At 57.8% G+C, this 24,984-nt stretch carries 21 protein-coding genes; 10 read left to right on the forward strand and 11 right to left on the reverse strand.

Annotated features, from left to right (window positions below):
• Position 1: 1 nt before the first annotated feature.
• From FHW68_RS11190 to rpsB, 10 genes are all read right to left on the reverse strand, one after another.
• Positions 2-505, reverse strand: a complete 504-nt coding sequence (locus FHW68_RS11190; RefSeq protein WP_007907155.1) for an OmpH family outer membrane protein — start codon at positions 503-505, stop codon at positions 2-4.
• A gap of 45 nt (positions 506-550) precedes the next feature.
• A complete protein-coding gene (bamA, locus tag FHW68_RS11195) occupies positions 551-2,941 on the reverse strand; it encodes an outer membrane protein assembly factor BamA (RefSeq protein ID WP_095631667.1) in 2,391 nt (796 codons plus the stop codon).
• 72 nt (positions 2,942-3,013) lie between these two features.
• Positions 3,014-4,366 (reverse strand): sigma E protease regulator RseP, encoded by a 1,353-nt coding sequence (gene rseP / locus FHW68_RS11200; protein ID WP_095631668.1) that lies wholly within the window; start codon positions 4,364-4,366, stop codon positions 3,014-3,016.
• 52 nt (positions 4,367-4,418) lie between these two features.
• Positions 4,419-5,609: a 1-deoxy-D-xylulose-5-phosphate reductoisomerase gene (gene ispC / locus FHW68_RS11205; RefSeq protein WP_095631669.1), complete on the reverse strand. Its 1,191-nt coding sequence runs from the start codon at positions 5,607-5,609 to the stop codon at positions 4,419-4,421.
• Entirely contained in the window at positions 5,606-6,412 is an 807-nt protein-coding gene (locus FHW68_RS11210; protein ID WP_095631670.1) for a phosphatidate cytidylyltransferase, read from the reverse strand. The genes ispC and FHW68_RS11210 overlap by 4 nt, the downstream gene beginning before the upstream one ends.
• Complete coding sequence (uppS, locus tag FHW68_RS11215; protein WP_095631671.1) at positions 6,412-7,167, reverse strand: polyprenyl diphosphate synthase; 756 nt, start codon at positions 7,165-7,167, stop codon at positions 6,412-6,414. Before uppS ends, FHW68_RS11210 begins: the two co-directional genes overlap by 1 nt.
• Positions 7,168-7,180: 13 nt before the next feature.
• Positions 7,181-7,738 carry a ribosome recycling factor gene (gene frr / locus FHW68_RS11220; protein ID WP_095631672.1) on the reverse strand — a complete coding sequence of 186 codons (558 nt, stop codon included), beginning with the start codon at positions 7,736-7,738 and terminating at the stop codon, positions 7,181-7,183.
• Positions 7,735-8,478 (reverse strand): UMP kinase, encoded by a 744-nt coding sequence (gene pyrH / locus FHW68_RS11225; RefSeq protein WP_003172271.1) that lies wholly within the window; start codon positions 8,476-8,478, stop codon positions 7,735-7,737. Before pyrH ends, frr begins: the two co-directional genes overlap by 4 nt.
• A 209-nt stretch (positions 8,479-8,687) precedes the next feature.
• Positions 8,688-9,551 carry a translation elongation factor Ts gene (gene tsf, locus FHW68_RS11230; protein ID WP_095631673.1) on the reverse strand — a complete coding sequence of 288 codons (864 nt, stop codon included), beginning with the start codon at positions 9,549-9,551 and terminating at the stop codon, positions 8,688-8,690.
• Positions 9,552-9,743: 192 nt separating this feature from the next.
• On the reverse strand, positions 9,744-10,481 hold the full coding sequence (gene rpsB / locus FHW68_RS11235) for a 30S ribosomal protein S2 (protein WP_007907989.1): 738 nt from the start codon (positions 10,479-10,481) through the stop codon (positions 9,744-9,746).
• Between the two features lie 373 nt (positions 10,482-10,854).
• On the opposite strand from rpsB, the gene map reads away from it, so the two are divergent.
• From map to FHW68_RS11280, 9 genes are all read left to right on the forward strand, one after another.
• A complete protein-coding gene (map, locus tag FHW68_RS11240) occupies positions 10,855-11,637 on the forward strand; it encodes a type I methionyl aminopeptidase (protein ID WP_095631674.1) in 783 nt (260 codons plus the stop codon).
• Between the two features lie 45 nt (positions 11,638-11,682).
• On the forward strand, positions 11,683-14,385 hold the full coding sequence (locus tag FHW68_RS11245) for a [protein-PII] uridylyltransferase (protein ID WP_095631675.1): 2,703 nt from the start codon (positions 11,683-11,685) through the stop codon (positions 14,383-14,385).
• Between the two features lie 125 nt (positions 14,386-14,510).
• Positions 14,511-15,710: a succinyldiaminopimelate transaminase gene (gene dapC / locus FHW68_RS11250; protein WP_095631676.1), complete on the forward strand. Its 1,200-nt coding sequence runs from the start codon at positions 14,511-14,513 to the stop codon at positions 15,708-15,710.
• Between the two features lie 167 nt (positions 15,711-15,877).
• On the forward strand, positions 15,878-16,609 hold the full coding sequence (locus FHW68_RS11255; protein WP_183680412.1) for a M12 family metallopeptidase: 732 nt from the start codon (positions 15,878-15,880) through the stop codon (positions 16,607-16,609).
• A gap of 106 nt (positions 16,610-16,715) precedes the next feature.
• Positions 16,716-17,441 carry a M12 family metallopeptidase gene (locus FHW68_RS11260; RefSeq protein WP_183680414.1) on the forward strand — a complete coding sequence of 242 codons (726 nt, stop codon included), beginning with the start codon at positions 16,716-16,718 and terminating at the stop codon, positions 17,439-17,441.
• A 361-nt stretch (positions 17,442-17,802) separates the two neighbouring features.
• Complete coding sequence (locus FHW68_RS11265) at positions 17,803-18,165, forward strand: ArsC family reductase (protein ID WP_095631678.1); 363 nt, start codon at positions 17,803-17,805, stop codon at positions 18,163-18,165.
• Positions 18,166-18,198: 33 nt separating this feature from the next.
• Positions 18,199-19,233: a 2,3,4,5-tetrahydropyridine-2,6-dicarboxylate N-succinyltransferase gene (dapD, locus tag FHW68_RS11270; RefSeq protein WP_095631679.1), complete on the forward strand. Its 1,035-nt coding sequence runs from the start codon at positions 18,199-18,201 to the stop codon at positions 19,231-19,233.
• Between the two features lie 170 nt (positions 19,234-19,403).
• Entirely contained in the window at positions 19,404-20,609 is a 1,206-nt protein-coding gene (locus FHW68_RS11275; RefSeq protein ID WP_095631680.1) for an aminotransferase class V-fold PLP-dependent enzyme, read from the forward strand.
• On the forward strand, positions 20,606-21,016 hold the full coding sequence (locus FHW68_RS11280; RefSeq protein WP_183680416.1) for a SufE family protein: 411 nt from the start codon (positions 20,606-20,608) through the stop codon (positions 21,014-21,016). Before FHW68_RS11275 ends, FHW68_RS11280 begins: the two co-directional genes overlap by 4 nt.
• 119 nt (positions 21,017-21,135) lie before the next feature.
• Here the strand turns inward: FHW68_RS11280 and tcdA are convergent, their stop codons facing one another.
• Entirely contained in the window at positions 21,136-21,945 is an 810-nt protein-coding gene (gene tcdA / locus FHW68_RS11285; protein WP_371916203.1) for a tRNA cyclic N6-threonylcarbamoyladenosine(37) synthase TcdA, read from the reverse strand.
• Between the two features lie 288 nt (positions 21,946-22,233).
• Here tcdA and FHW68_RS11290 point away from each other — a divergent pair, with 288 nt between their 5' ends.
• Complete coding sequence (locus FHW68_RS11290; RefSeq protein WP_183680418.1) at positions 22,234-24,825, forward strand: glycosyltransferase; 2,592 nt, start codon at positions 22,234-22,236, stop codon at positions 24,823-24,825.
• The last annotated feature ends 159 nt before the right edge of the window (positions 24,826-24,984 follow it).

Genomic DNA, 24,984 nt, shown 5'->3' on the forward strand with positions numbered 1-24,984 from the left:
GTTACTTCAGCTGATTCATGCGCTCGATAACCTGGCGAGTGATGTCGTACTGAGGCTTGACATCAATCACTGCGCCACGCTCGAAGACCAGGTCAAAAGCACCTTTCTTGATGACTTCTTCCACAGCACTGTCCAGTTTCGGCTTGAGCTGCTTCAGCATTTCACGGTCGGCAACAGCCTTGGCTTCGTTCAGCTCCTTGGACTGGAACTGGAAATCACGGGCCTTTTGCTTGAACTCGAGTTCCAGACGTTCACGCTCGCCTTGCTGCATCTTGTCGCCACCAGCCATCAGACGGTCCTGGATACCCTTGGCGCTGCTTTCCAGGCTCTTGAGCTTGGTCAGTTGCGGGCCGAACTTCTTCTCGGCGTCCACGGCGTATTTTTTCGCCGCATCAGATTCCAGCAGGGCCATCTGATAATTCAGAACGGCGATTTTCATGTCGGCAAAAGCCGGTCCTGCAACCAGTACGGTCGCCAGGAGAACCAATTGAGTCAACTTACGCACGATGCACTCCTACAAAATCCATTGTCGTTATCTTGGGTCAGACGCTTAGAACGTCTGGCCGAGGGAGAATTGGAACACTTGAGTCTCAGCGTCATCCGGTTTCTTGATCGGCATGGCCAACGCGAAGCTCAAAGGACCCAGCGCGGTAACCCAGGTCACGCCGAGACCGACGGAGCTGGCCACGTTGCTCAGGCTAATGTCGTTGCATTCGGTTTGAGCGGTCGAGCCGACATTGGCGTTGGTCGTTTTGTCGCAATTGGAGTCGAATACGTTACCCACGTCCCAGAATACCGAAGTACGCAGGGAACGCTGATCCTTGACGAAGGGCAGCGGGAACAATACTTCGACACCACCCTGGATTAGGACGTTACCACCGAATGGCAGCGGATCCTGGTCCGGGTCGGCGAGCGTACCGGCGTTACCCGTGACAGCCTCACCACGGCTAGGTGTACTGCGTGGACCAAGTGTACTGTCCTTGAAACCACGAACCGAGTTGAAACCACCAGCATAGTAGTTCTCATAGAACGGCAAGCCATCGGTCGAACCGTAGCCATCGCCATAACCCAGTTCGGTGTGAAGACGCACTGTGTAGTTTTCAGTAATGGGCTGGAACAACTGGCCGCGGTAATCAAGCTTGAAGAACGACAGGTCGCTACCCGGGGTGGTGGTTTCCAGAGTCAGGCTCTGGGAATGGCCACGGGTCGCCAATACACCTTTGTTCAACGTGGACTCGGACCAACCGGCCGAAGCCTTGAAGTTCAGGTAGCTGTCGCCCTCACGGTTAACGAAGTCAAAAATTTCGTCAACGGTGTACTGGCCGGTCTTGATCTCGTCCTGCTGCGCCGTCAGACCAAAGGTCAGACGCGAAGTTTCGCTGATCGGGTAGCCGACGCTCACGCCAGCACCCAGGCTGTCTACGGCATAGCTGGCCACGTCGACATCGAGGTCGTCGTAGTCGGTAGTGCGGTAGAAAGCGTTGTAACCCAGGCTCACGCCGTCTGCAGTCCAGTACGGATCGACATAACCGAAGTTATAGCGGCTCTGGTATTCGCTGCGGGTCAAACCGACGCTGACCTTGTTACCGGTACCGAGGAAGTTGTTCTGGGTGATCGAACCACCGAGGATCAGACCGGCACTCTGGGCGAAACCGACGCTGGCGGTAATCGAACCGGACGCCTGCTCTTCAACGCTGTAGTTCACATCAACCTGGTCATCGACACCGGGCACGGCTGGCGTTTCGACGTTGACTTCCTTGAAGAAGCCCAGACGTTCCAGACGCGTCTTGGATTGATCGATCAGGTAAGTCGAAGCCCAACCGCCTTCCATTTGACGCATTTCACGGCGCAGCACTTCGTCTTCGGACTTGGTGTTGCCACGGAAGTTGATGCGGTTCACGTAGGCACGCTTGCCCGGATCGACAGCAAACGTGATGTCGACCGTATGATCTTCATCATGAGGCTGAGGCACGCCGTTGACGTTGGCGAAGGTGTAACCCTCGTTACCCAGGCGACGGGTGATCAGTTCGGACGTGGTGGTCATCAGCTTGCGCGAGAACACCTGGCCTTTCTGAACCAGCAACAGGGACTTGACCTGGTCTTCAGGTACTTTCAGGTCGCCGCTGAGCTTGACGTCACGAACGGTGTACTTCTCGCCTTCGTTGACGTTGACGGTGATGTAGACGTGTTTCTTGTCCGGGGTGATGGATACCTGGGTCGAGGCGATATCCATATTGATGTAGCCGCGATCCAGGTAGTAGGAACGCAGACGCTCCAGGTCACCGGAGAGTTTTTCACGAGCGTACTTGTCGTCGTTCTTGAAGAACGACAACCAGTTGCTGGTCTTGAGTTCGAACAGGTCGATGAGGTCTTCTTCAGGGAAAACCGTGTTACCCACCACGTTGATGTGCTGGATAGCTGCAACGGTGCCTTCGTTGATGTTGACTTTCAGGCCCACGCGGTTACGCGGCTGTGGCACCACCTCGGTATCGACGGTCGCGGAGTAGCGGCCTTGAGCGACGTACTGACGCTGCAGCTCGTTACGCACACCTTCAAGGGTGGCGCGCTGGAAGATTTCGCCTTCGGCCAGACCGGATTGCTTGAGACCCTTCATCAGGTCTTCAGTGGAAATCGCCTTGTTGCCTTCGATCTCGATACTGGCGACTGACGGACGCTCGACTACAGTAATGACGAGGACGTTGCCATCGCGCCCCAGCTGGATATCTTGAAAGAACCCGGTTTTGAACAACGCCCGAGTGGATTCCACCAGGCGACGATCATCCGCCTGTTCGCCGACGTTCAACGGCAAGGCACCAAAGACGCTACCCGCGGAGACCCGCTGTAGGCCATTGACGCGAATATCAGAGATAGTGAAGGACTCGGCGTGAACTTCGGCGATCATCAATACGGTGAGAACCGCAGTTAGCAGCAGACGTTTCATGAAGTCCTTTCTTATTCCAACTGGCAATAAAAACTGCCGCAAAATGCGGCAGATTCGCAATTAAGCGAAGCGTTACAGTCGACCCAGATCATTGACCAGAGCAAGCAACATCACCCCGACCACCAAACTGATACCGATCTGTATCCCCCAACTTTGCACCCGATCCGACAAGGGGCGACCACGCGCCCACTCGATCAGATAAAACAACAAATGCCCCCCATCCAGTACAGGAATGGGCAACAAATTCAGAACCCCCAGGCTAATACTCAGATAAGCAAGGAAATTCAGGAAATCAGCGACGCCCGACTGGGCGGAAGCGCCCGCCACTTTAGCAATGGTTATCGGTCCACTCAAGTTTTTTACCGAGAGCTCACCGAACAACATTTTCTTGAGCGAATCGAGCGTCAATACGCTCATGGTCCAGGTGCGTCGGGCACCTTCGCCAATCGCAGCCACCGGACCGTAACTGATTTCGCGAATCATCTCTGGCGGCCAATCGACCGCTTTCACCCCGGCCCCCAGATAACCACTGGGCGACTTGCTCTCGCCACGAGCGGCCAACGTCACAGGGACGTCGATTTGAGCACCATCACGCTCCACGCGCAGCATGATTTTGGTATCCGGATGCTTACGGACGATGTCGACTACCTGCTGCCAGTCGTCCAGCGCCTTGCCATCAAGGGCCAACAAGCGGTCACCCGGTTTCAGGCCGGCGGCCTTCGCCGGCCCTTTCGGATCAAATTCGGCCAGCACGGGCGGTAACGCCGGACGCCAAGGGCGAATGCCCAACGAGTGAATCGGATCTGGTTCCTCAACCCCCTTGAGCCACTTGTCCAGCACCAGCTCACGGGGCGAGTCCACCGTGGAGCCCTGTTCACGGACCATCAATTGAACGGCACCGCTCTCACCCAGACGACGGATCAGTTGCAGGTTCACCGCAGCCCAGCCAGAGGTTGGCTCGCCATCGATGGCCATGATTTCCTGGCCCGGGCTCAAACCTGCCCTGGAGGCAATACTGCCAGACTCGACCGCGCCGATAACTGGCCGCACTTGCTCGCTGCCCAGCATTGCCAATGCCCAGAAAAACACCAATGCCAATAGAAAGTTGGCGATCGGGCCGGCCGCGACAATGGCGATGCGCTGACGGACAGATTTGCGATTGAAAGATTGATTGACCTGGTTGGCCGGGACCTCGCCTTCGCGCTCGTCGAGCATCTTCACGTAGCCACCCAACGGGATGGCGGCGATGACGAACTCAGTGCCTTTGCTGTCGTGCCAGCGCAGTAACGGCGTGCCAAAGCCCACGGAGAAACGCAGCACTTTGACCCCACAGCGACGCGCGACCCAGAAATGGCCGAATTCGTGGAAGGTGACCAGCACACCCAGCGCTACCAGGGTGCCGACAATCATATAGAGCGCGCTCATGTACTTTCTCCGCAATCCTATCAGTGCTGCATGGGGCAACGTTTTGCAGCACTTATCGCCCGTGACGGCTCAACCATTGCCCGGCCAGTACTCGTGCTTTCGCATCAGCCGTAAACACTGCCTCGAGATCATCCACTGCAACCACAGGCTCGAGGTTCAACACTTCCTCGATAATACTCGCGATTTCCAGATAGCGAACCCGCCCGTCGAGAAAGGCCGCCACCGCCACTTCATTCGCGGCATTGAGCATGGCCGGCGCGCTATTGCCGGCTTCGGCGGCTTGACGCGCAAGGCGCAGGCACGGAAAACGTTCCTCATCGGGCGCCTGGAAATCCAGGCGAGCGATGGCAAACAGGTCCAGCGGCGCAACACCCGAGTCGATTCGTTCCGGCCAGGCCAGGGCATTGGCGATCGGCGTACGCATGTCCGGATTACCCAATTGCGCCAATACCGAACCATCGACGTAATCGACCAGCGAATGAATCACGCTCTGCGGGTGAATAACCACTTCAACCTGGGACGGCGTGGCATTGAACAGCCAACAGGCCTCGATCAGCTCGAGCCCTTTGTTCATCATGCTGGCCGAATCCACTGAAATCTTGCGCCCCATGGACCAATTCGGATGGGCACACGCTTGCTCGGGGGACACATGCTCCAGTTCGGCCAGGGGCGTCTGCCGGAACGGACCGCCAGAAGCGGTCAGTAAAATGCGACGCACCCCGACCGGGCCGAGCCCACGAGCAAAATCCTGTGGCATGCACTGGAAAATCGCGTTGTGTTCGCTGTCGATCGGCAACAGCACTGAACCGCTGTTGCGCACGGCCTGCATGAACAGCGCACCGGACATCACCAGCGCTTCTTTATTGGCCAGAAGAATCTTCTTGCCAGCTTCGACCGCCGCCAGCGTCGGACGCAAGCCCGCCGCACCGACAATGGCCGCCATGACCGCATCGACCTGCGGATCGGAGGCGATCTGACACAAGCCCTCCTCCCCGACCAGCACCCGGGTCGACAGACCGGCCGCGCGCAAATCGTCCTGCAAGCGTCGGGCAGCGCCAGATTCCGGCACGACGGCAAAGCGCGGCACATGCCGCACACACAGCGCCAGCAGCTCACTCAAACGCGTGAAACCACTCAAGGCGAAAACCTGATAACGCTCGGGATGACGGGCGATGACGTCGAGGGTACTCAGACCAATCGAACCGGTCGCCCCCAGCACGGTAATCTGTTGTGGGCGGCTCACGGTGCGGCCATCCACAGCAGCACGGCGAATACCGGAATCGCCGCCGTCAGGCTATCGATGCGATCCAGCACGCCACCGTGGCCGGGCAGCAGATTACTGCTGTCCTTGATCCCCGACTGGCGCTTGAACATGCTTTCGGTGAGATCGCCCACCACCGAAATGAACACGATAATTGCGGCGCCGAACAACCCCATCAGCATCTGGGCGAAACTCCAGTCCCGCACAAAGCCGACGACTGCGGTAATCACCAGACTCACGATCAAGCCGCCGTACACACCTTCCCAGCTCTTGCCAGGGCTGACCTGTGGCGCCAGCTTGCGTTTGCCGAAGGCCCGACCGGAAAAGTACGCACCGATATCGGCCCCCCACACCAGCACCATTACCGCCATGATCAGCCAGTTACCCAAAGGCTGCTGCTTGATCAGCACCAGGCCTTGCCACGCCGGCAACAGAATCAACAAACCGATCACCAGTTTGCAGGCAGCACTGGCCCAATGTTGACTGGACTGTGGAAAGGTCAATACCAGGTAGGTGGCCACGCCCCACCAGAGCACCGCAGCCCCCAATACCCAAGGCGCGAGCCCCGGCAGGATGTGCATGAAAAACAGCATCAACGCGACCACAGCGGCATAGGCCAGGCGAATCGACTGGACAGCGAAACCCGCCAACCGCGCCCACTCCCATGCCCCAAGCGTCACCACCAGCCCGATGAACAGCGCAAAACCGGACCCTTCGAGCAGGAAAAACCCGCCCAGGGCAATCGGCAGCAGAATCAGTGCCGTGATGATTCGTTGTTTAAGCATTAAACCCGGGCTCCAGCCTCAACCTGCTCGCTCGTTTTACCGAAGCGACGCTGGCGAGAAGCGAAATCGGCTAGCGCATTGCGCATGGCGTCGTGTTTGAAGTCCGGCCAGAACAGGTCGGAGAAGTACAACTCGGCGTAAGCCAGCTGCCACAGCAGGAAATTGCTGATGCGATGCTCGCCACCGGTTCGGATGCACAAGTCTGGCAACGGCAGATCACCGGTCGCCAGGCAGGTTTGCAACAGCTCGGGGGTAATGTCTTCCGGACGCAGATGCCCGGCCTGAACTTCGCGGGCCAGACGCTGCGCGGCTTGCGCGATATCCCACTGACCGCCGTAATTGGCAGCGATCTGCAGGATAAAGCGATTGGCGCCGACAGTCATCGCCTCGGCTTCGCGCATGGCGGCCTGAAGCTCCGGGTGAAAACGCGAGCGATCGCCAATGATGCGCAAACTGATGTTGTTGTCGTTGAGGCGCTTGGCCTCGCGACGCAATGCCTTGAAGAACAGATCCATCAAGGCACTGACTTCATCGGCTGGACGCTGCCAGTTCTCGCTGGAGAACGCGAACAGGGTCAATACTTCGACCCCGGCCTCGGCACACACCTCGATCACCGCGCGCACCGCATCCACGCCCGCTTTATGCCCGGCGACACCGGGCATAAAGCGTTTTTTCGCCCAGCGATTATTACCATCCATGATGATCGCGACATGGCGCGGCACCGCGGACGGCGCAGTCTGCTTTGTCTTATCCATTAAAACGTGACCCTTATACGGCCATCAGGTCTTTTTCTTTCTGCGCCAAATTCGCGTCGATTTCAGCCACGTATTTTTTGGTCAGATCATCAATTTCGCCAGCAGCGCGACGCTCTTCGTCTTCGCTGATTTCCTTTTCCTTGACCAGATCCTTGAGCTGGCTGTTCGCATCACGACGGATGTTGCGCACGGCAACACGGGCGTCTTCAGCGACATCGCGAGCCTGCTTGGTGAAGCCCTTGCGGGTTTCTTCGGTCAGGGCCGGCATGGAGATCAGCAGCAACTCGCCGAGGTTGGTCGGGTTGAGGTTCAGACCCGCGCTACCGATGGCCTTGTCGACGGCACCCAGCATGTTGCGCTCAAAGGCGACCACTTGCAGGGTACGGGCGTCTTTTACGGTGATGTTCGCCACTTGCTTGATCGGCGTGTCGGCGCCGTAGTACGGAACCATCACACCTTCCAGAATGCTCGGGTGCGCCTGGCCCGTACGAATACGACCGAAGTTGTGCATCAGCGATTCGACGGATTTTTTCATGCGCTCTTGAGCGTCTTTCTTGATTTCGTTGATCATTGTTGGCCTTCCTCGATCAGGGTCCCTTCAGCGCCGCCATGTACGATGTTCAGCAGGGCGCCGGGCTTGTTCATGTTAAATACGCGCAACGGCATCTTGTGGTCGCGGCACAGACAAATGGCGGTCAGATCCATCACGCCCAGCTTGCGATCCAGTACTTCATCATAAGTCAGATGATCGAACTTCTCGGCATGCGGGTCTTTGAATGGATCAGCCGTGTAAACGCCATCGACCTTGGTTGCCTTGAGCACGACGTCAGCGTCGATTTCGATTGCACGCAAGCAGGCTGCCGAATCCGTGGTGAAAAACGGATTACCGGTACCGGCGGCGAAAATCACCACTTCCTTGGCGTTCAGGTGACGCATGGCTTTGCGGCGATCGTAGTGATCGGTCACGCCAACCATGGAAATGGCCGACATCACGATGGCCGAGATATTGGCACGTTCCAGCGCATCGCGCATCGCCAGGGCGTTCATCACAGTGGCCAGCATGCCCATGTGGTCGCCAGTCACCCGATCCATGCCCGCCGCGCTGAGCGCCGCGCCGCGGAACAGGTTGCCGCCACCGATCACCAGACCGACCTGAACACCGATGCCGACCAGTTGGCCAACTTCCAGCGCCATGCGATCCAGAACTTTCGGATCGATCCCGAACTCTTCCGAGCCCATCAGGGCCTCGCCGCTAAGCTTGAGTAGAATGCGTTTATAGCGAGCCTGATAACCACTGCCCTGCTGAGCCATTGCGAATCTCTCCTGCGGCGTATTTTAAAAAATTCTTTGCGGGCTGTTTGCAGCCTGCATCCACTCTAGCTTGACGCTATCACAGCGCCATCGGAACACGGCTTTGTAAGCCAGTTCCGACGAGAAGCCAAATAAATTGGCATCCCCATCTGAAAAGAGGCTGCGCGCGTGAGCGGGCAGCCTCTTCAGGGCGACAGTTAAAAACCGTCTTATTGCTTGGCAGCAGCCAGTTGGGCAGCCACTTCTTCAGCAAAGTTGTCGACCGGCTTCTCGATGCCTTCGCCTACTTTGAAGTAAGTGAAGGAAACGATTTCAGCACCGGCTTTCTTGGCCAGTTCGCCGACCTTGATTTCAGGGTTCTTGACGAACGCCTGCTCAACCAGGCTAGCTTCGGCCAGGAACTTGCTGATACGGCCTTTGACCATGTTTTCAACGATGTTTTCCGGCTTGCCGGCGATCTTGTCGGCGTTGAGAGTCAGGAACACGCCTTTCTCACGCTCAATCGCTTCGGCGGAAACTTCCGACGGCAGCAGGAATTCAGGGTTGGTCGCCGCTACGTGCATAGCGATGTCCTTGGCCAGCTCAACGGTGCCGCCCTTGAGAACAACCGCAACACCGATCTTGTTGCCGTGCAGGTAACCACCAACAACGTCACCTTCAACGCGCGCCAGACGACGGATGTTGACGTTTTCGCCAACTTTGCCGACCAGTACCAGGCGATCGGCTTCTTGAGCTTCGATCAGCGGAGCGACGTCAGTCAGCTTGTCAGCGAACGCTTTTTCAACGCTTGCAGTAACAAATGCCTTGAAGTCGTCCTGCAGAGCCAGGAAGTCGGTCTGCGAGTTCACTTCCAGCAGAACGGCGGATTTGCCGTCTTCCTTCAGAGCGATAGCGCCTTCAGCTGCGACGTTGCCAGCTTTCTTGGCAGCCTTGATGGCGCCCGAAGCACGCATGTCATCAATGGCTTTTTCGATGTCGCCGCCAGCCTTGGTCAAGGCCTTTTTGCAGTCCATCATGCCTTCGCCGGTACGCTCGCGCAGTTCTTTGACCAACGCTGCAGTAATCTCTGCCATTTTCAAATTCCTCTTGGATAGGTTTTCAACCATTCCACCCGATCGAACGGGCGTTCAATTCTTCCCGAACCACCTTTGTTAGCCGCTGCACGTTACAAATGCTGTAGCTGCGCTGCTCACAAATGGTTTTCGAGGTGGCAAAAAGGGGGCCAAGCCCCCTTTTTGCTTACTGAGTCAACGCCAGGGCGTCAATTACTCAGCTGCAGCTGCCGGAGCTTCTTCAACGAACTGCTCGGTACCGCCAGCAACGTGGTTGCGACCACGGATTACAGCGTCAGCCATCGAACCCATGTACAGCTGGATAGCGCGGATTGCGTCATCGTTGCCTGGGATGATGTAGTCAACGCCTTCCGGGCTGCTGTTGGTATCGACTACGCCGATAACCGGGATGCCCAGCTTGTTGGCTTCGGTGATCGCGATGCGCTCGTGATCAACGTCGATAACGAACAGAGCGTCTGGCAGACCGCCCATATCCTTGATACCACCCAGGGAACGATCCAGCTTCTCAAGATCGCGAGTGCGCATCAGCGCTTCTTTCTTGGTCAGCTTGGCGAAAGTACCGTCTTCGGCTTGTACTTCAAGGTCACGCAGACGCTTGATGGAAGCACGGATGGTTTTGAAGTTGGTCAGCATGCCGCCCAACCAGCGGTGATCGACGTACGGCGAACCGCAACGTGCTGCTTCTTCAGCAACGATCTTGCCAGCGGAACGCTTGGTGCCAACGAACAGGATCTTGTTTTTGCCCTGGGCCAGACGCTCTACGAAAGTCAGAGCTTCGTTGAACATTGGCAGGGTTTTTTCAAGGTTGATAATGTGGATCTTGTTACGCGCGCCGAAAATGTACTTGCCCATTTTCGGGTTCCAGTAACGGGTCTGGTGACCGAAGTGCACACCGGCCTTCAGCATATCGCGCATGTTGACTTGGGACATGATAGTTCCTTAATAAGTCGGGTTTGGCCTCCACGTATCCCAATGACCAACCAGCAGCATCAGCTGAAGGCACCCAGGTCATCGTGTCGACACGTGTGTGGATTTAAGCTTTTCAGGGCATCCCCGGAAAGCGGCGCATTTTATATCACAAGGCAGAAAAAAACGGAACCCGGATTCCAAAAACCAGAGGAATGCTTTTGGCCCCTGCCTTGGAATCTCCCCAGAATGCGCCATCCTGTAGAGAGAAGCGATGCACAGAGGCTCAGATTTGCACTGATCGTCTGGTAGAATCGCGTTTTTCAGGGCTGCGAAGATCACTCGCGCAATGCCCATTTCGTTTTAGAAGGCGCCATTGAGCGCAGAGAGAGCCTGTATGACCGTCACCCTCAAAACCCCAGAGGACATCGCAAAAATGCGGATCGCCGGCAAATTGGCCGCCGATGTGCTGGAAATGATTGCCGATTATGTCAAGCCGGGTGTCACCACCGAAGAACTGGACCGCATCTGCCACGACTATATCGTCAATGAGCAGAAAGCCATTCCTGCCCCGCTCAACTACAAGGGCTTCCCGAAGTCGATCTGCACCTCGATCAACCATGTGGTCTGCCATGGCATCCCGAACGAGAAACCGTTGAAGGATGGCGACACGCTGAACATCGACGTCACTGTGATCAAGGACGGTTACCACGGCGACACCAGCCGCATGTTCCACGTCGGTACCGTGCCGGTCTGGGCCGAGCGCCTGTCCCAAGTGACTCAGGAATGCATGTACAAGGCCATCGAACTGGTCAAACCGGGCTGCCGCCTGGGCGATATCGGTGAAGTGATCCAGAAGCACGCCGAAAAGAATGGTTTCTCGGTGGTTCGCGAGTTCTGCGGCCACGGTATCGGCAAGGTGTTCCACGAAGAACCACAAATCCTGCACTACGGCCGCGCCGGCACCGGCATGGAACTGAAGGCCGGCATGACCTTCACCATCGAGCCGATGATCAACCAGGGCAAGGCCGACACCAAAGTGTTGGGCGACGGCTGGACCGCTATCACCAAGGATCGCAAGCTGTCGGCGCAGTGGGAACACACTTTGCTGGTGACCGAAACCGGTTACGAGATCTTCACCCTGCGCAGCGACGATACCATCGCGCGCGTTTCGGCCTGATCCCGCCCGCTCCGCTCCCAGCCTTATAGAAAGGAAAGCCAATCGATGCCGCAGGTGGACCCCGAACTCTTCGACCGTGGCCAGTTCCAGGCTGAACTGGCCCTGAAGGCAAGCCCTATTGCTGCTTTCAAGAAGGCGATCCGTCAGGCCCGCGAGGTGCTCGACGAGCGGTTCCGCAGTGGCCGTGACATTCGTCGGTTGATCGAGGATCGCGCCTGGTTTGTCGACAACATCCTGCAACAAGCCTGGGAACAGTTTAACTGGAGCGAAGACGCCGATATCGCCCTGGTGGCAGTCGGCGGCTACGGTCGCGGCGAGTTGCACCCCTATTCCGACATCGATCTGCTGATCTTGCTGGACAGCGCCGACCACGAAATTTTTCGGGATTCCATCGAACGCTTTCTGACGTTGTTGTGGGACATTGGCTTGGAAGTCGGCCAGAGCGTTCGTTCGGTGGAGGAATGCGCCGTCGAGGCCCGTGCCGACCTGACGGTCGTCACCAACCTGATGGAAAGCCGCACCATTTGCGGCCCCGAACGCCTGCGCCAGCGCATGCTGGACGTCACCAGCACCGAGCACATGTGGCCCAGCAAGGAGTTCTTCCTGGCCAAACGCGCCGAGCAGAAAGCCCGCCACCACAAGTACAACGACACCGAATACAACCTGGAACCCAACGTCAAAGGCTCGCCAGGCGGACTGCGGGATATTCAGACGATTCTCTGGGTCGCCCGGCGTCAATACGGCACCCTGAACCTGCGGGCCCTGGCGGGCGAAGGCTTCCTGGTGGAGAGCGAAAACGCCCTGCTGGCCTCCTCCCAGGAGTTTTTGTGGAAGGTACGGTACGCGCTGCACATGCTCGCCGGCCGTTCCGAAGACCGCCTGCTATTCGACCACCAGCGCTCCATCGCCGGGCTATTGGGGTTCGAAGGCAACGACGCCAAGCAAGCCATCGAAAACTTCATGCAGCAGTATTACCGGGTGGTCATGAGCATTGCCCAGCTCAGCGACTTGATCATCCAGCACTTTGAAGAAGTGATCCTGGCCCCCGAAGACGAAGCACCACCGCAGCCGATCAACTCGCGGTTCCAGCTGCATGACGGCTATATCGAGGCGCGTAGCGACAACGTGTTCCGCCGTACGCCATTCGCCATGCTCGAGATCTTTGTGCTGATGGCACAGCAACCGGAAATCAAAGGTGTACGTGCCGACACCATCCGCCTGCTGCGCGAGAATCGTCATCTGATCGATGACGACTTCCGCAACGATATTCGCAATACCAGCCTGTTCATCGAGCTGTTCAAATGCAAGATCGGCATCCACCGCAATCTGCGGCGGATGAACCGTTACGGCATCCTCGGGCGCTATCTGCCGGAGTTCGGCTTCATTGTCGGGCAGATGCAGCATGACCTGTTTCACATTTATACGGTCGATGCGCACACCCTGAACCTGATCAAGCACTTGCGTAAGTTGCAGTACACCCAGGTGTCGGAAAAATTCCCGTTGGCCAGCAAACTCATGGCCAAACTGCCCAAACCCGAACTGATTTACCTGGCCGGTCTTTATCACGACATCGGCAAGGGCCGGCATGGTGATCATTCGGAAATCGGCGCGGTGGATGCCGAAGCTTTTTGCCAGCGCCACCAGTTGCCGATCTGGGACAGCCGCCTGATCGTTTGGCTGGTGCAGAACCATCTGATGATGTCGACCACGGCCCAGCGCAAGGACCTGTCCGACCCGCACGTGATCCACGATTTCGCGCAAACCGTCGGCGATGAAACCCGTCTCGATTATCTGTATGTGTTGACCGTTGCCGACATCAACGCCACCAACCCGACGCTGTGGAACTCCTGGCGCGCAAGCCTGTTGCGCCAGCTCTACACCGAGACCAAGCGCGCCTTGCGTCGTGGCCTGGAAAACCCGGTGGATCGCGAAGAGCAGATCCGCCAGACCCAGAGCGCGGCGCTGGACATTCTCGTACGCGGCGGCAACGATCCGGACGATGTCGAACAGCTCTGGGCGCAATTGGGCGATGACTATTTCCTGCGGCATACCGCCGGCGATGTGGCCTGGCACACTGACGCGATTCTGCAGCAGCCGGCCGACGGCGGCCCGCTGGTGCTGATCAAGGAAACCACCCAGCGCGAATTCGAGGGCGGCACGCAGATTTTCATCTATGCACCGGACCAGCACGACTTCTTCGCCGTGACCGTAGCGGCGATGGACCAGCTCAACCTGAACATTCACGACGCCCGGGTCATCACCTCCAGCAGCCAGTTCACCCTCGACACCTATATCGTGCTCGACACCGATGGCGACTCGATTGGCGATAATCCGGCGCGGGTCAAGCAGATCCGCGAAGGCCTGACCGAAGCCCTGCGCAACCCGGACAACTACCCGACCATCATCCAGCGTCGGGTGCCGCGCCAGCTCAAGCATTTCGCGTTTGCACCACAGGTGACGATCCACAACGATGCCCAGCGCCCGGTGACTGTGCTGGAGCTCAGCGCGCCCGACCGTCCTGGGTTACTGGCGCGGATCGGCACGATTTTCCTGGAATTCGACCTGTCGCTGCAGAACGCCAAGATCGCCACCTTGGGCGAGCGCGTGGAAGACGTGTTTTTCATTACCGACGCAAACAATCAGCCGCTGTCCGACCCGCTGCTGTGCAGCCGTTTGCAGGATGCCATCGTCAAACAGCTGAGCGTCAGCCAGGAACCCGATATCAAACTGTCGCGCATCAGTATCTGAACCAACAATTTCCCCCTGTGGGAATGGACTTCCTGTGGATGGGAGGGTTGTTGTGGTGAGGGGGCTGCCTCCTCACCACAACAAGCCCCATCCACACTGGCCCTCCCACATTGAACGAGGCCCCCATGAATAACGCTCTGAACCAGTTGCAGCCCTACCCGTTCGAAAAGCTCCGCGCCCTGCTCGGCAGCGTTACGCCCAACCCGCAAAAGCGCGCCATCGCACTGTCCATCGGCGAACCGAAACACCGTTCGCCAAGCTTTGTCGCTGAAGCGTTGGCAAGCAATCTGGATCAGATGGCCGTGTACCCGACTACCCTCGGCATTCCTGCCCTGCGTGAAGCCATTGCCGCCTGGTGCGAACGTCGCTTCAGCGTCCCGAACGGCTGGCTCGACCCGGCGCGCAATGTGCTGCCGGTCAACGGCACGCGCGAAGCGCTGTTCGCGTTCACCCAGACCGTGGTCAACCGTGGTGACGACGCGTTGGTGGTCAGCCCGAACCCGTTCTATCAAATCTACGAAGGCGCGGCATTTCTCGCCGGTGCCAAGCCGCATTACCTGCCGTGCCTGGATGAAAACGGCTTCAACCCGGATTTCGACGCCGTTTCACCAGACATCTGGAAACGCTGCCAGATTCTGTTCCTGTGCTCGCCCGGCAACCCGACCGGCGCGCTGATTCCGGTCGACACGCTGAAGAAGCTGATCGCCCTGGCGGACGAATACGATTTCGTGATCGCCGCAGACGAATGCTACAGCGAACTGTATTTCGACGAGCAAACCCCACCGGCCGGCCTGCTCAGCGCATGCGTGGAGCTGGGACGCAAGGACTTCAAGCGTTGCGTGGTATTTCACAGCCTGTCCAAGCGCTCCAACTTGCCTGGCCTGCGTTCTGGCTTCGTGGCCGGTGATGCGGACATTCTCAAAGGCTTCCTGCTGTACCGCACTTACCACGGCTGTGCGATGCCGGTTCAAACACAGTTGGCCAGCGTTGCCGCATGGAATGACGAAGTGCACGTGCGCGCCAACCGTGCGCTATACCGCGAGAAATATGATGCTGTGCTGGAAATTCTCGGCCCGGTGATGGACGTGCAGCGCCCGGACGGCGGTTTCTACCTCTGGCCGAACGTCGCTGGCGATGACGCAGCATTCTGCCGTGACCTGTTCGAACAGGAACACGTGACCGTGGTACCGGGCTCCTACTTGTCGCGGGACGTCGATGGCGTCAACCCGGGCGCTGGACGTGTGCGCATGGCGTTGGTCGCACCGCTGGCCGAATGCGTAGAAGCGGCAACGAGAATTCGCGAGTTTATTATCCGCAACAAATAAAATATACCTGCCTGCACTGTGCAACGCAGTGCGGGCCCGCTTATTAGCAAGTTACATTTCGTCCACAATTAAATTTCACTACCTTGCAGAGTTCAACTTACTCTCAGCCAGCACATAACGGTGCGCACTAATAAACCTTTACATTCACTTCATGGAAGAAGTAATCAATGAGCTGCCTTGAAAACTGTTCTCTTATCCAATGGCCTGATGACCAGCAATCCTACACTGCTGCAGTCAACGAAAACCCCGCAAACGCAAATTCGTCCAGCCGTACCCGTCGCAAGCGTTCTCTGATCAATTACTCAAAGCTGTGGGCTAACGGGCGAACACTCAAAATCGCCTTTATCGATGGCCCCGATGATGAACACAAACAGAAAATCATCGACGCCGCCAGTCAATGGCTGCCCTATATCAATCTGCACTTCGAATTTGTCGATGGGCTTGAAGGTGATATCCGGATCGCGACAAAAAACAACGTCAACAGCTCAATGCTTGGCACCGATGCGCTGTTAATTCATCCCGATTGGCAAACCATGGATCTGGGTGTCAAACCTGAAGATGCAGACTTCGACGTGATTGTGATTCATGAGTTTGGACATGCCTTGGGCGCCATGCATGAACACCAACATCCTGAAGCCAATATCCCTTGGGATAAACCGAAAGTGTATGCGTTCTATCAGAATCGGGCATTCAATCCGCTGACCAAAGAACAAGTCGATATGAATCTGTTTCAGCCCTTCGATACGATCGAAGCGATTTATACGCCATACGACAGAAAGTCGATCATGCATCATCCAGTGGCGAACAGCCTCACATTGGGCGATTGGGAAATCTCAATCAATCGCAAGATCAGTAAAAAAGACAAGCAACAGATGAAACTGCTCTATCCCAAGCGCTAAACCTTATTCGTTGTAACAACCCTGATAGCGGCATCGTCATTCAAGTTGAATCGACGAGCACTGTCGTTGCCAAACAATTGAAAAACACACTTTAAGCAAACCAATGATGACTATTAATACTCCATGTAAAATGATCCGCCCAATTGATGAACTCGCCTCTTATGACGCAGCCATCCTGGAAAACCCCAACAACGCCCAACGTTCTTCCACAGGCCGACGTTCCAAACGTGCCATTGGCACCTGGAGCAAATTCTGGGGTAATGGCCGCACGTTAAGAATCGCGTTCGTGGATTCGCCAACTCCAACGAAAAGGCTTGCCATCGAAAGTTTGATCAAGCAATGGCTACCTTCCGTGAATTTACAGTTCGAATTCATTGACCAAGGCGAAAGCGAGATCAGGATTTCAACATCCAGCGCAACAAACAATTCCGCAGTAGGGACTGATGCGTTGTTATATGAACAACATCAACCGACGCTGAATTTGAATATTGAAATGGACCACCCGGAATTCGAAGCAACCGTACTGCATGAGTTCGGTCATGCGTTGGGTCTGCTGCACGAGCAACAGCATCCAAAAGCCAACATTCCCTGGGACAAACCCAAGGTTTACGAATTTTATAACACCCACTATGGGTGGACCGAGGAAGACACAGACCTTAACGTCCTGACGCCGCTTGGTGGCAGCGACCATCTTTGGGGCCGTTATGACAAGGATTCGATCATGCACTACCCAATCCCGAACGAGCTGACGACAGAGGATTGGGAAGTGGGCATCAACACCAGAATCAGCATGCTGGACAGGCGAGTCATGCGCAAAGCCTACCCAAAATAATGACCGAACGACGCTGACTCCGGCGAACGCACAGGCTGAACACTGCCTGGTGCCGTCGCCATTCACCCGAAAGGCCTCACTCAAATCCTGTTTTCGCAAGACGTCATCACCCAATCTGTGATGACGGCTGAGGTCATACCACTCCTGGCGCTGCGCCCGCAGCGCCTTCAACCGCAGGCGCCGCTCCAGCCAGTCCATCTGAAATGCCAGCGCCTCGGCCTTTACCCAGACCACCGATGCCGCCTGCAATCGCTGATCGCCATGAGCTACAGACAAACCCGACCACAGCCGACGCGAAACCGTCCGGTCATGGCATAATCCGTCACCTTTAATTTTCAGCACCTGCAAAGGGGGCAATTCCTTGACCGTTTCAAGCAAAACGTTGCACCTTTTCGGCATCAAAGCCTGCGACACCATGAAAAAGGCGCGCACCTGGCTCGATGAACACGCAGTCAGCTATGACTTTCATGATTACAAAACGGCCGGAATCGATCGTGAACACCTGAGCCAATGGTGCGACGAGCACGGCTGGCAAGTCGTGTTAAACCGTGCAGGTACGACCTTTCGCAAGCTCGACGACGAACGCAAAGCCGATCTCGACCAGCGCAAGGCCATCGAACTGATGCTCGCGCAACCCTCGATGATCAAGCGCCCGGTGCTTGATCTCGGTGACCGAACCCTGATTGGCTTCAAGCCAGATATCTACGCGGCCGCACTCAAGTAAGGCAGCCCGTTCCATTTTGTTAGAGGTATCAACATGTCTACTACCCTGTTCAGCCTGGCCTTTGGTGTCGGCACTCAAAACCGTCAAGGCGCATGGCTGGAAGTGTTTTACGCACAGCCACTGCTCAACCCGTCGGCCGAACTGGTCGCTGCCATTGCGCCGGTCCTGGGCTACACCGACGGCAATCAGGCCATCGCCTTCAGCACCGCTCAGGCGTCCCAACTGGCCGAAGCGCTGAAAAGCATCGACGCTGCACAAGCGGCACTGCTGACCCGTCTGGCCGAGAGCCACAAGCCGCTGGTCGCCACTATTTTGGCCGAAGACGCTCAGCTGACTTCCACGCCTGAGGCTTACCTCAAGCTGCACTTGCTGTCCCATCGTCTGGTCAAGCCGCACGGCCTGAACCTGGCCGGGATCTTCCCGCTGCTGCCGAACGTGGCCTGGACCAGCCAGGGCGCGATCGACCTGGCCGAACTGGCCGAGCATCAACTGGAAGCCCGTCTGCGCGGCGAGTTGCTGGAAGTGTTCTCGGTGGACAAGTTCCCGAAAATGACCGACTACGTGGTACCGGCCGGCGTGCGTATCGCTGATGCGGCACGTATTCGTCTGGGCGCTTACGTGGGCGAAGGCACCACGGTGATGCACGAAGGTTTCGTCAACTTCAACGCCGGCACCGAAGGCCCGGGCATGATCGAAGGTCGTGTATCGGCGGGCGTGTTTGTCGGCAAGGGTTCGGATCTGGGCGGCGGTTGCTCGACCATGGGCACCCTGTCGGGTGGCGGCAACATCGTGATCAAGGTTGGCGAAGGTTGCCTGATTGGCGCCAACGCCGGTATCGGTATCCCGTTGGGCGACCGCAACACCGTTGAATCGGGCCTGTACGTGACTGCCGGTACTAAAGTGGCGTTGCTGGACGAGCACAACAAACTGGTCAAAGTCGTTAAGGCTCGCGAATTGGCCGGTCAGCCTGATCTGCTGTTCCGCCGCAACTCGGAGACCGGCGCAGTGGAGTGCAAAACCCACAAATCGGCCATCGAACTGAACGAAGCGCTGCACGCTCACAACTAAGCAGAGCGTCAAATGATCACCTGAACTTGTAGGAGCGAGGCTTGCCCGCGAAGCTTTTGGCGCCAGTAATGACGCCTTCGCGAGCAAGCTTCGCTCCTACACAGGTCCGGCGTAGACCCGACCATCAGGTCAGGCGTTCCATCCGCCCATGTTCACCAGGGCCCGATAACATGCTGATTCCCTCTCCCTGGCGCGGTGATTTCCCGGCCATCGCTGCCCTGCAACGGCAAGACCAGACATATCTGGACAACGCCGCCACTACGCAGAAACCTCAAGCCCTGCTCGATGCCCTGGCGCATTACTACGCCAACGGCGCGGCCAACGTGCACCGGGCGCAACACTTGCCCGGCGCCCACGCCACCCAGGCCTTCGAAGACAGCCGCAGCAAAGTCGCGCAATGGCTCAATGCCGGCGATTGCGGGCAGATCATTTTTACCCACGGCGCGACGTCCGCGCTGAACCTGCTGGCCTATGGCCTGGAGCACGTATTCAATCCGGGCGATGAAATTGTCATCAGTGCTGTGGAGCATCACGCCAACCTGCTGCCATGGCAGCAACTGGCCCACCGTCGCGATTTAAAACTGGTGATTCTGCCACTGGATGCCGACGGTTTGATTGACCTTCAAGCCGCCGCTCGCCTGATCGGCCCGCGTACCCGTTTACTGGCGGTCAGTCAGTTGTCCAACGTGCTCGGCGCCTGGCAGCCGTTGCCCGCGTTACTGGAGCTGGCCAAGGCCCATAGCGCAATGACCGTGGTCGACGGCGCCCAAGGCGTGGTGCATGGCCGGCATGACGTGCAGGCGCTGGGTTGCGACTTCTATGTGTTTTCCAGCCACAAGCTCTACGGCCCGGATGGGCTGGGTGCGCTGTTCGGTCGTCATGCAGCGCTCGAGCAACTGCGCCCCTGGCAGTTCGGCGGCGAAATGGTGCTGGATGCCAACTACCACGATGCCCGTTTTCGTCCCGCACCGCTGGGGTTCGAGGCCGGTACGCCGCCGATTTCCAGCGTAATAGGCCTAGGGGCAACCCTGGATTATCTGGCCGGCCTGGATCAGGACGCCGTCTCTGCCCATGAAGCGGCGCTGCATGACTATTTGCTCAAAGGCCTTGAGGCGCGCAACGGCATTCGTCTGCTGGGCAAGCCACAACTGGCACTGGCCAGTTTTGTCGTCGAGGGTGTGCATAACTCCGATCTGGCGCATTTGCTGACCGAACAGGGAATCGCCGTACGCGCCGGTCATCATTGCGCCATGCCGCTGCTCAAAAGCTTTGAACTGGCCGGAGCGATTCGGGTGTCGTTGGCGTTGTACAACGACTCCGAAGACCTTGAGCGCTTTTTTGCAGCGCTGGATCAGGCCCTGGAGTTGTTGCGATGACCTTGCCCGTCGATGCCGTCCTCGCACTGGATACTTTTCAGCAGGCTGCAGGTTGGGAACAGCGGGCGCGCTTGCTGATGCAATGGGGCGACCGCCTGCCGCCGTTGAGCGATGCGGATAAAGTCGAGGCCAACCGCGTGCATGGCTGTGAAAGTCAGGTGTGGCTGGTCGGTGCGCTGGATGACGGGCACTGGCAGTTTGCCGCGAGCAGCGATGCGCGGTTGATTCGCGGGTTGGTGGCGTTACTGCTGGCGCGGGTCAACGGGTTGTCCGCCGTTGAGTTGCAGCAGGTGGATTTGGCGGACTGGTTTAATCAGTTAGGGCTGGGTCGCCAGTTGTCCCAGTCCCGCAGTAATGGCTTGAATGCCGTGTTACAGCGGATGCGGGAGTTATCTACGCCCCTGTGACCGATCGTTCCCACGCTCTGCGTGGGAATGCCTCAAGGGACGCTCCGCGTTCCAGCTCTAGAAAGGGACGCGAAGCGTCCCGGGCTGCATTCCCACGCTCTGCGTGGGAACGATCAGTATCACGCAGGCTTGATACGATCGGCGGGGCGCCGTACACCCGCCACGATCTTATCCACAGCCTTGGTCGCCGCGACCATGCCGAATGTCGCCGTCACCATCATCACCGCGCCAAAGCCCCCGGCGCAGTCGAGCTTCACGCCATCACCGACAAAACTCTTCTGCAAGCAAATGCTGCCGTCCGGTTTCGGGTAGCGCAGTTGCTCGGTGGAAAACACACACGGCACGCTGTAATGACGGGTTACGGTGCGGGAGAAGCCGTAATCGCGGCGCAGCGTGGAGCGCACTTTCGACGCCAGCGGATCGTTGAACGTGCGGTTCAAGTCGCAGACCTGGATCAGCGTCGGGTCGATCTGCCCGCCCGCGCCGCCGGTGGTGATGATCTGGATCTTGCGTCGCTTGCACCAGGCGATCAGTGCCGCTTTGGCGTTGACGCTGTCGATGCAGTCAATCACGCAGTCGATGTTCGGCGTGATGTATTCGGCCATGGTTTCGCGGGTGACGAAGTCCGCCACCGTATGCACCGTGCAGTCCGGGTTGATCCCGCGCAAGCGCTCGGCCATCACCTCGACCTTGGGTTTGCCGACGGTGCTGTCCAGCGCATGCAGTTGACGGTTGACGTTGCTGACGCAAACGTCGTCCAGGTCGAACAGCGAAATCTCGCCCACGCCACAGCGGGCAACAGCTTCCGCCGCCCAGGAGCCGACGCCACCGACGCCGACGATCGCCACATGGGCCGCGCGCAGACGCTCAAGGCCTTCGATGCCATACAAGCGGGCGATGCCAGCAAACCGCGGATCTTCTGTACTCATGACCATTACCCCAAAAACCGGCGCGCATTATAGGGCCGTCGGCGGCCAAGAACATCTTCGGGCCTATAAACGGCGGTCTTGATTGCCTGAATTGCCTACAAATTTATTGGAATTGGGCTATAGCGCCCCGGTCAAAGAACTTAAGTCGACTTGGATTGCCCAACGTCCGGCATTTCCCTGTCCGCTGTACGGTCAGTGAACGCCCGGTGTAGGATGCGCGCCCCCGCCCCTTGGCAGCCGGCCGCCGACCGTTCCTTCGTTCAGTAGCCCCTGGAACCTGAAATAGCTATGTCATCGCGTAAATTTGGACTCAACCTGGTCGTGGTTCTTGCAATCGCCGCCTTGTTCACCGGTTTCTGGGCGCTGGTCAATCGCCCCGTCACCGCCCCCAACTGGCCTGAACAGATCTCCGGCTTTTCGTACTCGCCGTTTCAACAAGGCCAGTACCCGCAAAAAGCCCAGTACCCGACCGACGATGAAATGCGTCGTGACCTGGAGATCATGAGCAAGCTGACGGACAACATCCGGACTTACTCGGTCGACGGCACGCTGGAGAACATTCCCAAACTGGCGGAAGAATTCGGCCTGCGGGTGACCCTGGGGATCTGGATCAGCCCGGATGAAGAGCGCAATGAGCGCGAGATCACCCGCGCCATCGAAATCGCCAACACCTCGCGCAGCGTGGTTCGCGTGATTGTCGGTAACGAGGCGATCTTCCGTAAGGAAATCACTGCAGCAGAGCTGAGCCTGATCCTGGATCGCGTCCGCGCGGCCGTAAAGGTTCCGGTCACCACCTCCGAACAGTGGCACATATGGGAAGAAAACCCGAGCCTGGCCAAGCACGTCGACCTGATCGCGGCTCACGTACTGCCCTACTGGGAATTCGTTCCGGTGGACAAGGCCGGTCAATTCGTTCTCGACCGCGCCCGTGACCTGAAAAAAATGTTCCCGAAAAAACCGCTGCTGCTCTCTGAGGTCGGCTGGCCGAGCAACGGCCGCATGCGCGGTGGCGCCGATGCGTCACCGGCGGATCAGGCGATTTACCTGCGCACGCTGGTCAACAAGCTCAACCGCCAAGGTTTCAACTACTTCGTGATCGAAGCGTTTGACCAACCGTGGAAAGCCAGTGACGAAGGTTCGGTGGGCGCGTACTGGGGCGTGTTCAACGCCGCACGCCAGCAGAAATTCAACTTCGAAGGCCCGGTCGTTGCGATCCCGCAATGGCGCGTGCTGGCTATCGGCTCGGTAGTATTGGCGTTGCTGTCGTTGACCCTGCTGATGATCGATGGCTCGGCTCTGCGTCAACGTGGCCGCACCTTTCTGACCTTTATCGCGTTCCTGTGCGGTTCGGTGCTGGTATGGATCGGCTATGACTATAGTCAGCAATACAGCACCTGGTTCAGTCTGACGGTGGGGTTCCTGCTCGCTCTCGGCGCACTCGGGGTGTTTATCGTTCTGTTGACCGAGGCCCATGAACTGGCCGAAGCGGTCTGGACCCACAAACGTCGGCGTGAATTCCTGCCGGTGGTGGGCGATTCAGGCTATCGGCCAAAAGTGTCGATTCACGTACCGTGCTACAACGAGCCGCCGGAGATGGTCAAACAGACCCTCAACGCCCTGGCCAACCTCGACTATCCGGACTTCGAAGTCCTGATCATCGATAACAACACCAAAGACCCGGCGGTCTGGGAACCGGTGCGCGATTATTGCGAAACCCTCGGCCCGCGCTTCAAGTTCTTCCACGTGGCGCCATTGGCCGGTTTCAAGGGCGGCGCGCTGAACTACCTGATTCCGCACACCGCCAAAGATGCCGAAGTGATTGCGGTGATCGACTCGGACTACTGCGTCGACCCGAACTGGCTCAAGCACATGGTGCCGCACTTCGCCGACCCGAAAATCGCCGTGGTGCAGTCACCACAGGATTATCGCGACCAGAACGAAAGCACCTTCAAGAAACTCTGCTACGCAGAATACAAAGGCTTCTTCCACATTGGCATGGTTACCCGTAACGACCGTGACGCGATCATCCAGCACGGCACCATGACCATGACCCGGCGCTCGGTGCTCGAGGAACTGGGCTGGGCCGACTGGTGCATCTGTGAAGACGCCGAGTTGGGTCTGCGCGTGTTCGAAAAAGGTCTGTCGGCGGCGTATTACCACGACAGCTACGGCAAAGGCCTGATGCCCGATACCTTCATCGACTTCAAAAAACAGCGTTTCCGCTGGGCCTACGGCGCGATTCAGATCATCAAGCGTCACACCGCCAGCCTGCTGCGCGGCAAAGACACCGAACTGACCCGTGGCCAGCGTTACCACTTCCTCGCGGGCTGGTTGCCGTGGGTGGCGGACGGCATGAACATCTTCTTCACCGTCGGCGCATTGTTGTGGTCGGCGGCGATGATCATCGTGCCGCAACGGGTCGATCCGCCGTTGTTGATTTTCGCGATCCCGCCGTTGGCGCTGTTCGTGTTCAAGGTCGGCAAGATCATCTTCCTGTATCGCCGTGCCGTTGGGGTCAACCTCAAGGATGCATTCTGTGCGGCATTGGCAGGCCTTGCGTTGTCGCACACCATCGCCAAAGCGGTGCTGTACGGTTTCTTCACCAGCAGCATTCCGTTTTTCCGCACGCCGAAAAACGCCGATAACCACGGCTTTTGGGTAGCGATTTCGGAGGCTCGCGAAGAGGTGTTCATCATGCTGCTGCTGTGGGGCGCGGCGCTGGGGATCTTCCTGGTGCAGGGCCTGCCGAGCAACGACATGCGCTTCTGGGTAACCATGTTGCTGGTGCAGTCGCTGCCGTACCTGGCGGCGCTGATCATGGCGTTCCTGTCGTCGCTGCCAAAACCTTCGGCCCAAGCCGCGACCGCACCGGCTGTCTAAATCAGTACAGATGCACTAAACGGCGGCCAATGGCCGCCGTTTTGCTTTAAGATAACCGCCATTTTGCAGGCCTTGCCCCAATCCCTGCAGGAGCGAGGCTTGCCCGCGAAGAACGATGATGATGTGTATCTGTTGTACCGAGTCGCGTTCTTCGCGGGC

Source organism: Pseudomonas sp. Tn43, assembly GCF_014192635.1.
In the GTDB taxonomy this organism is placed as follows: Bacteria; Pseudomonadota; Gammaproteobacteria; order Pseudomonadales; family Pseudomonadaceae; genus Aquipseudomonas.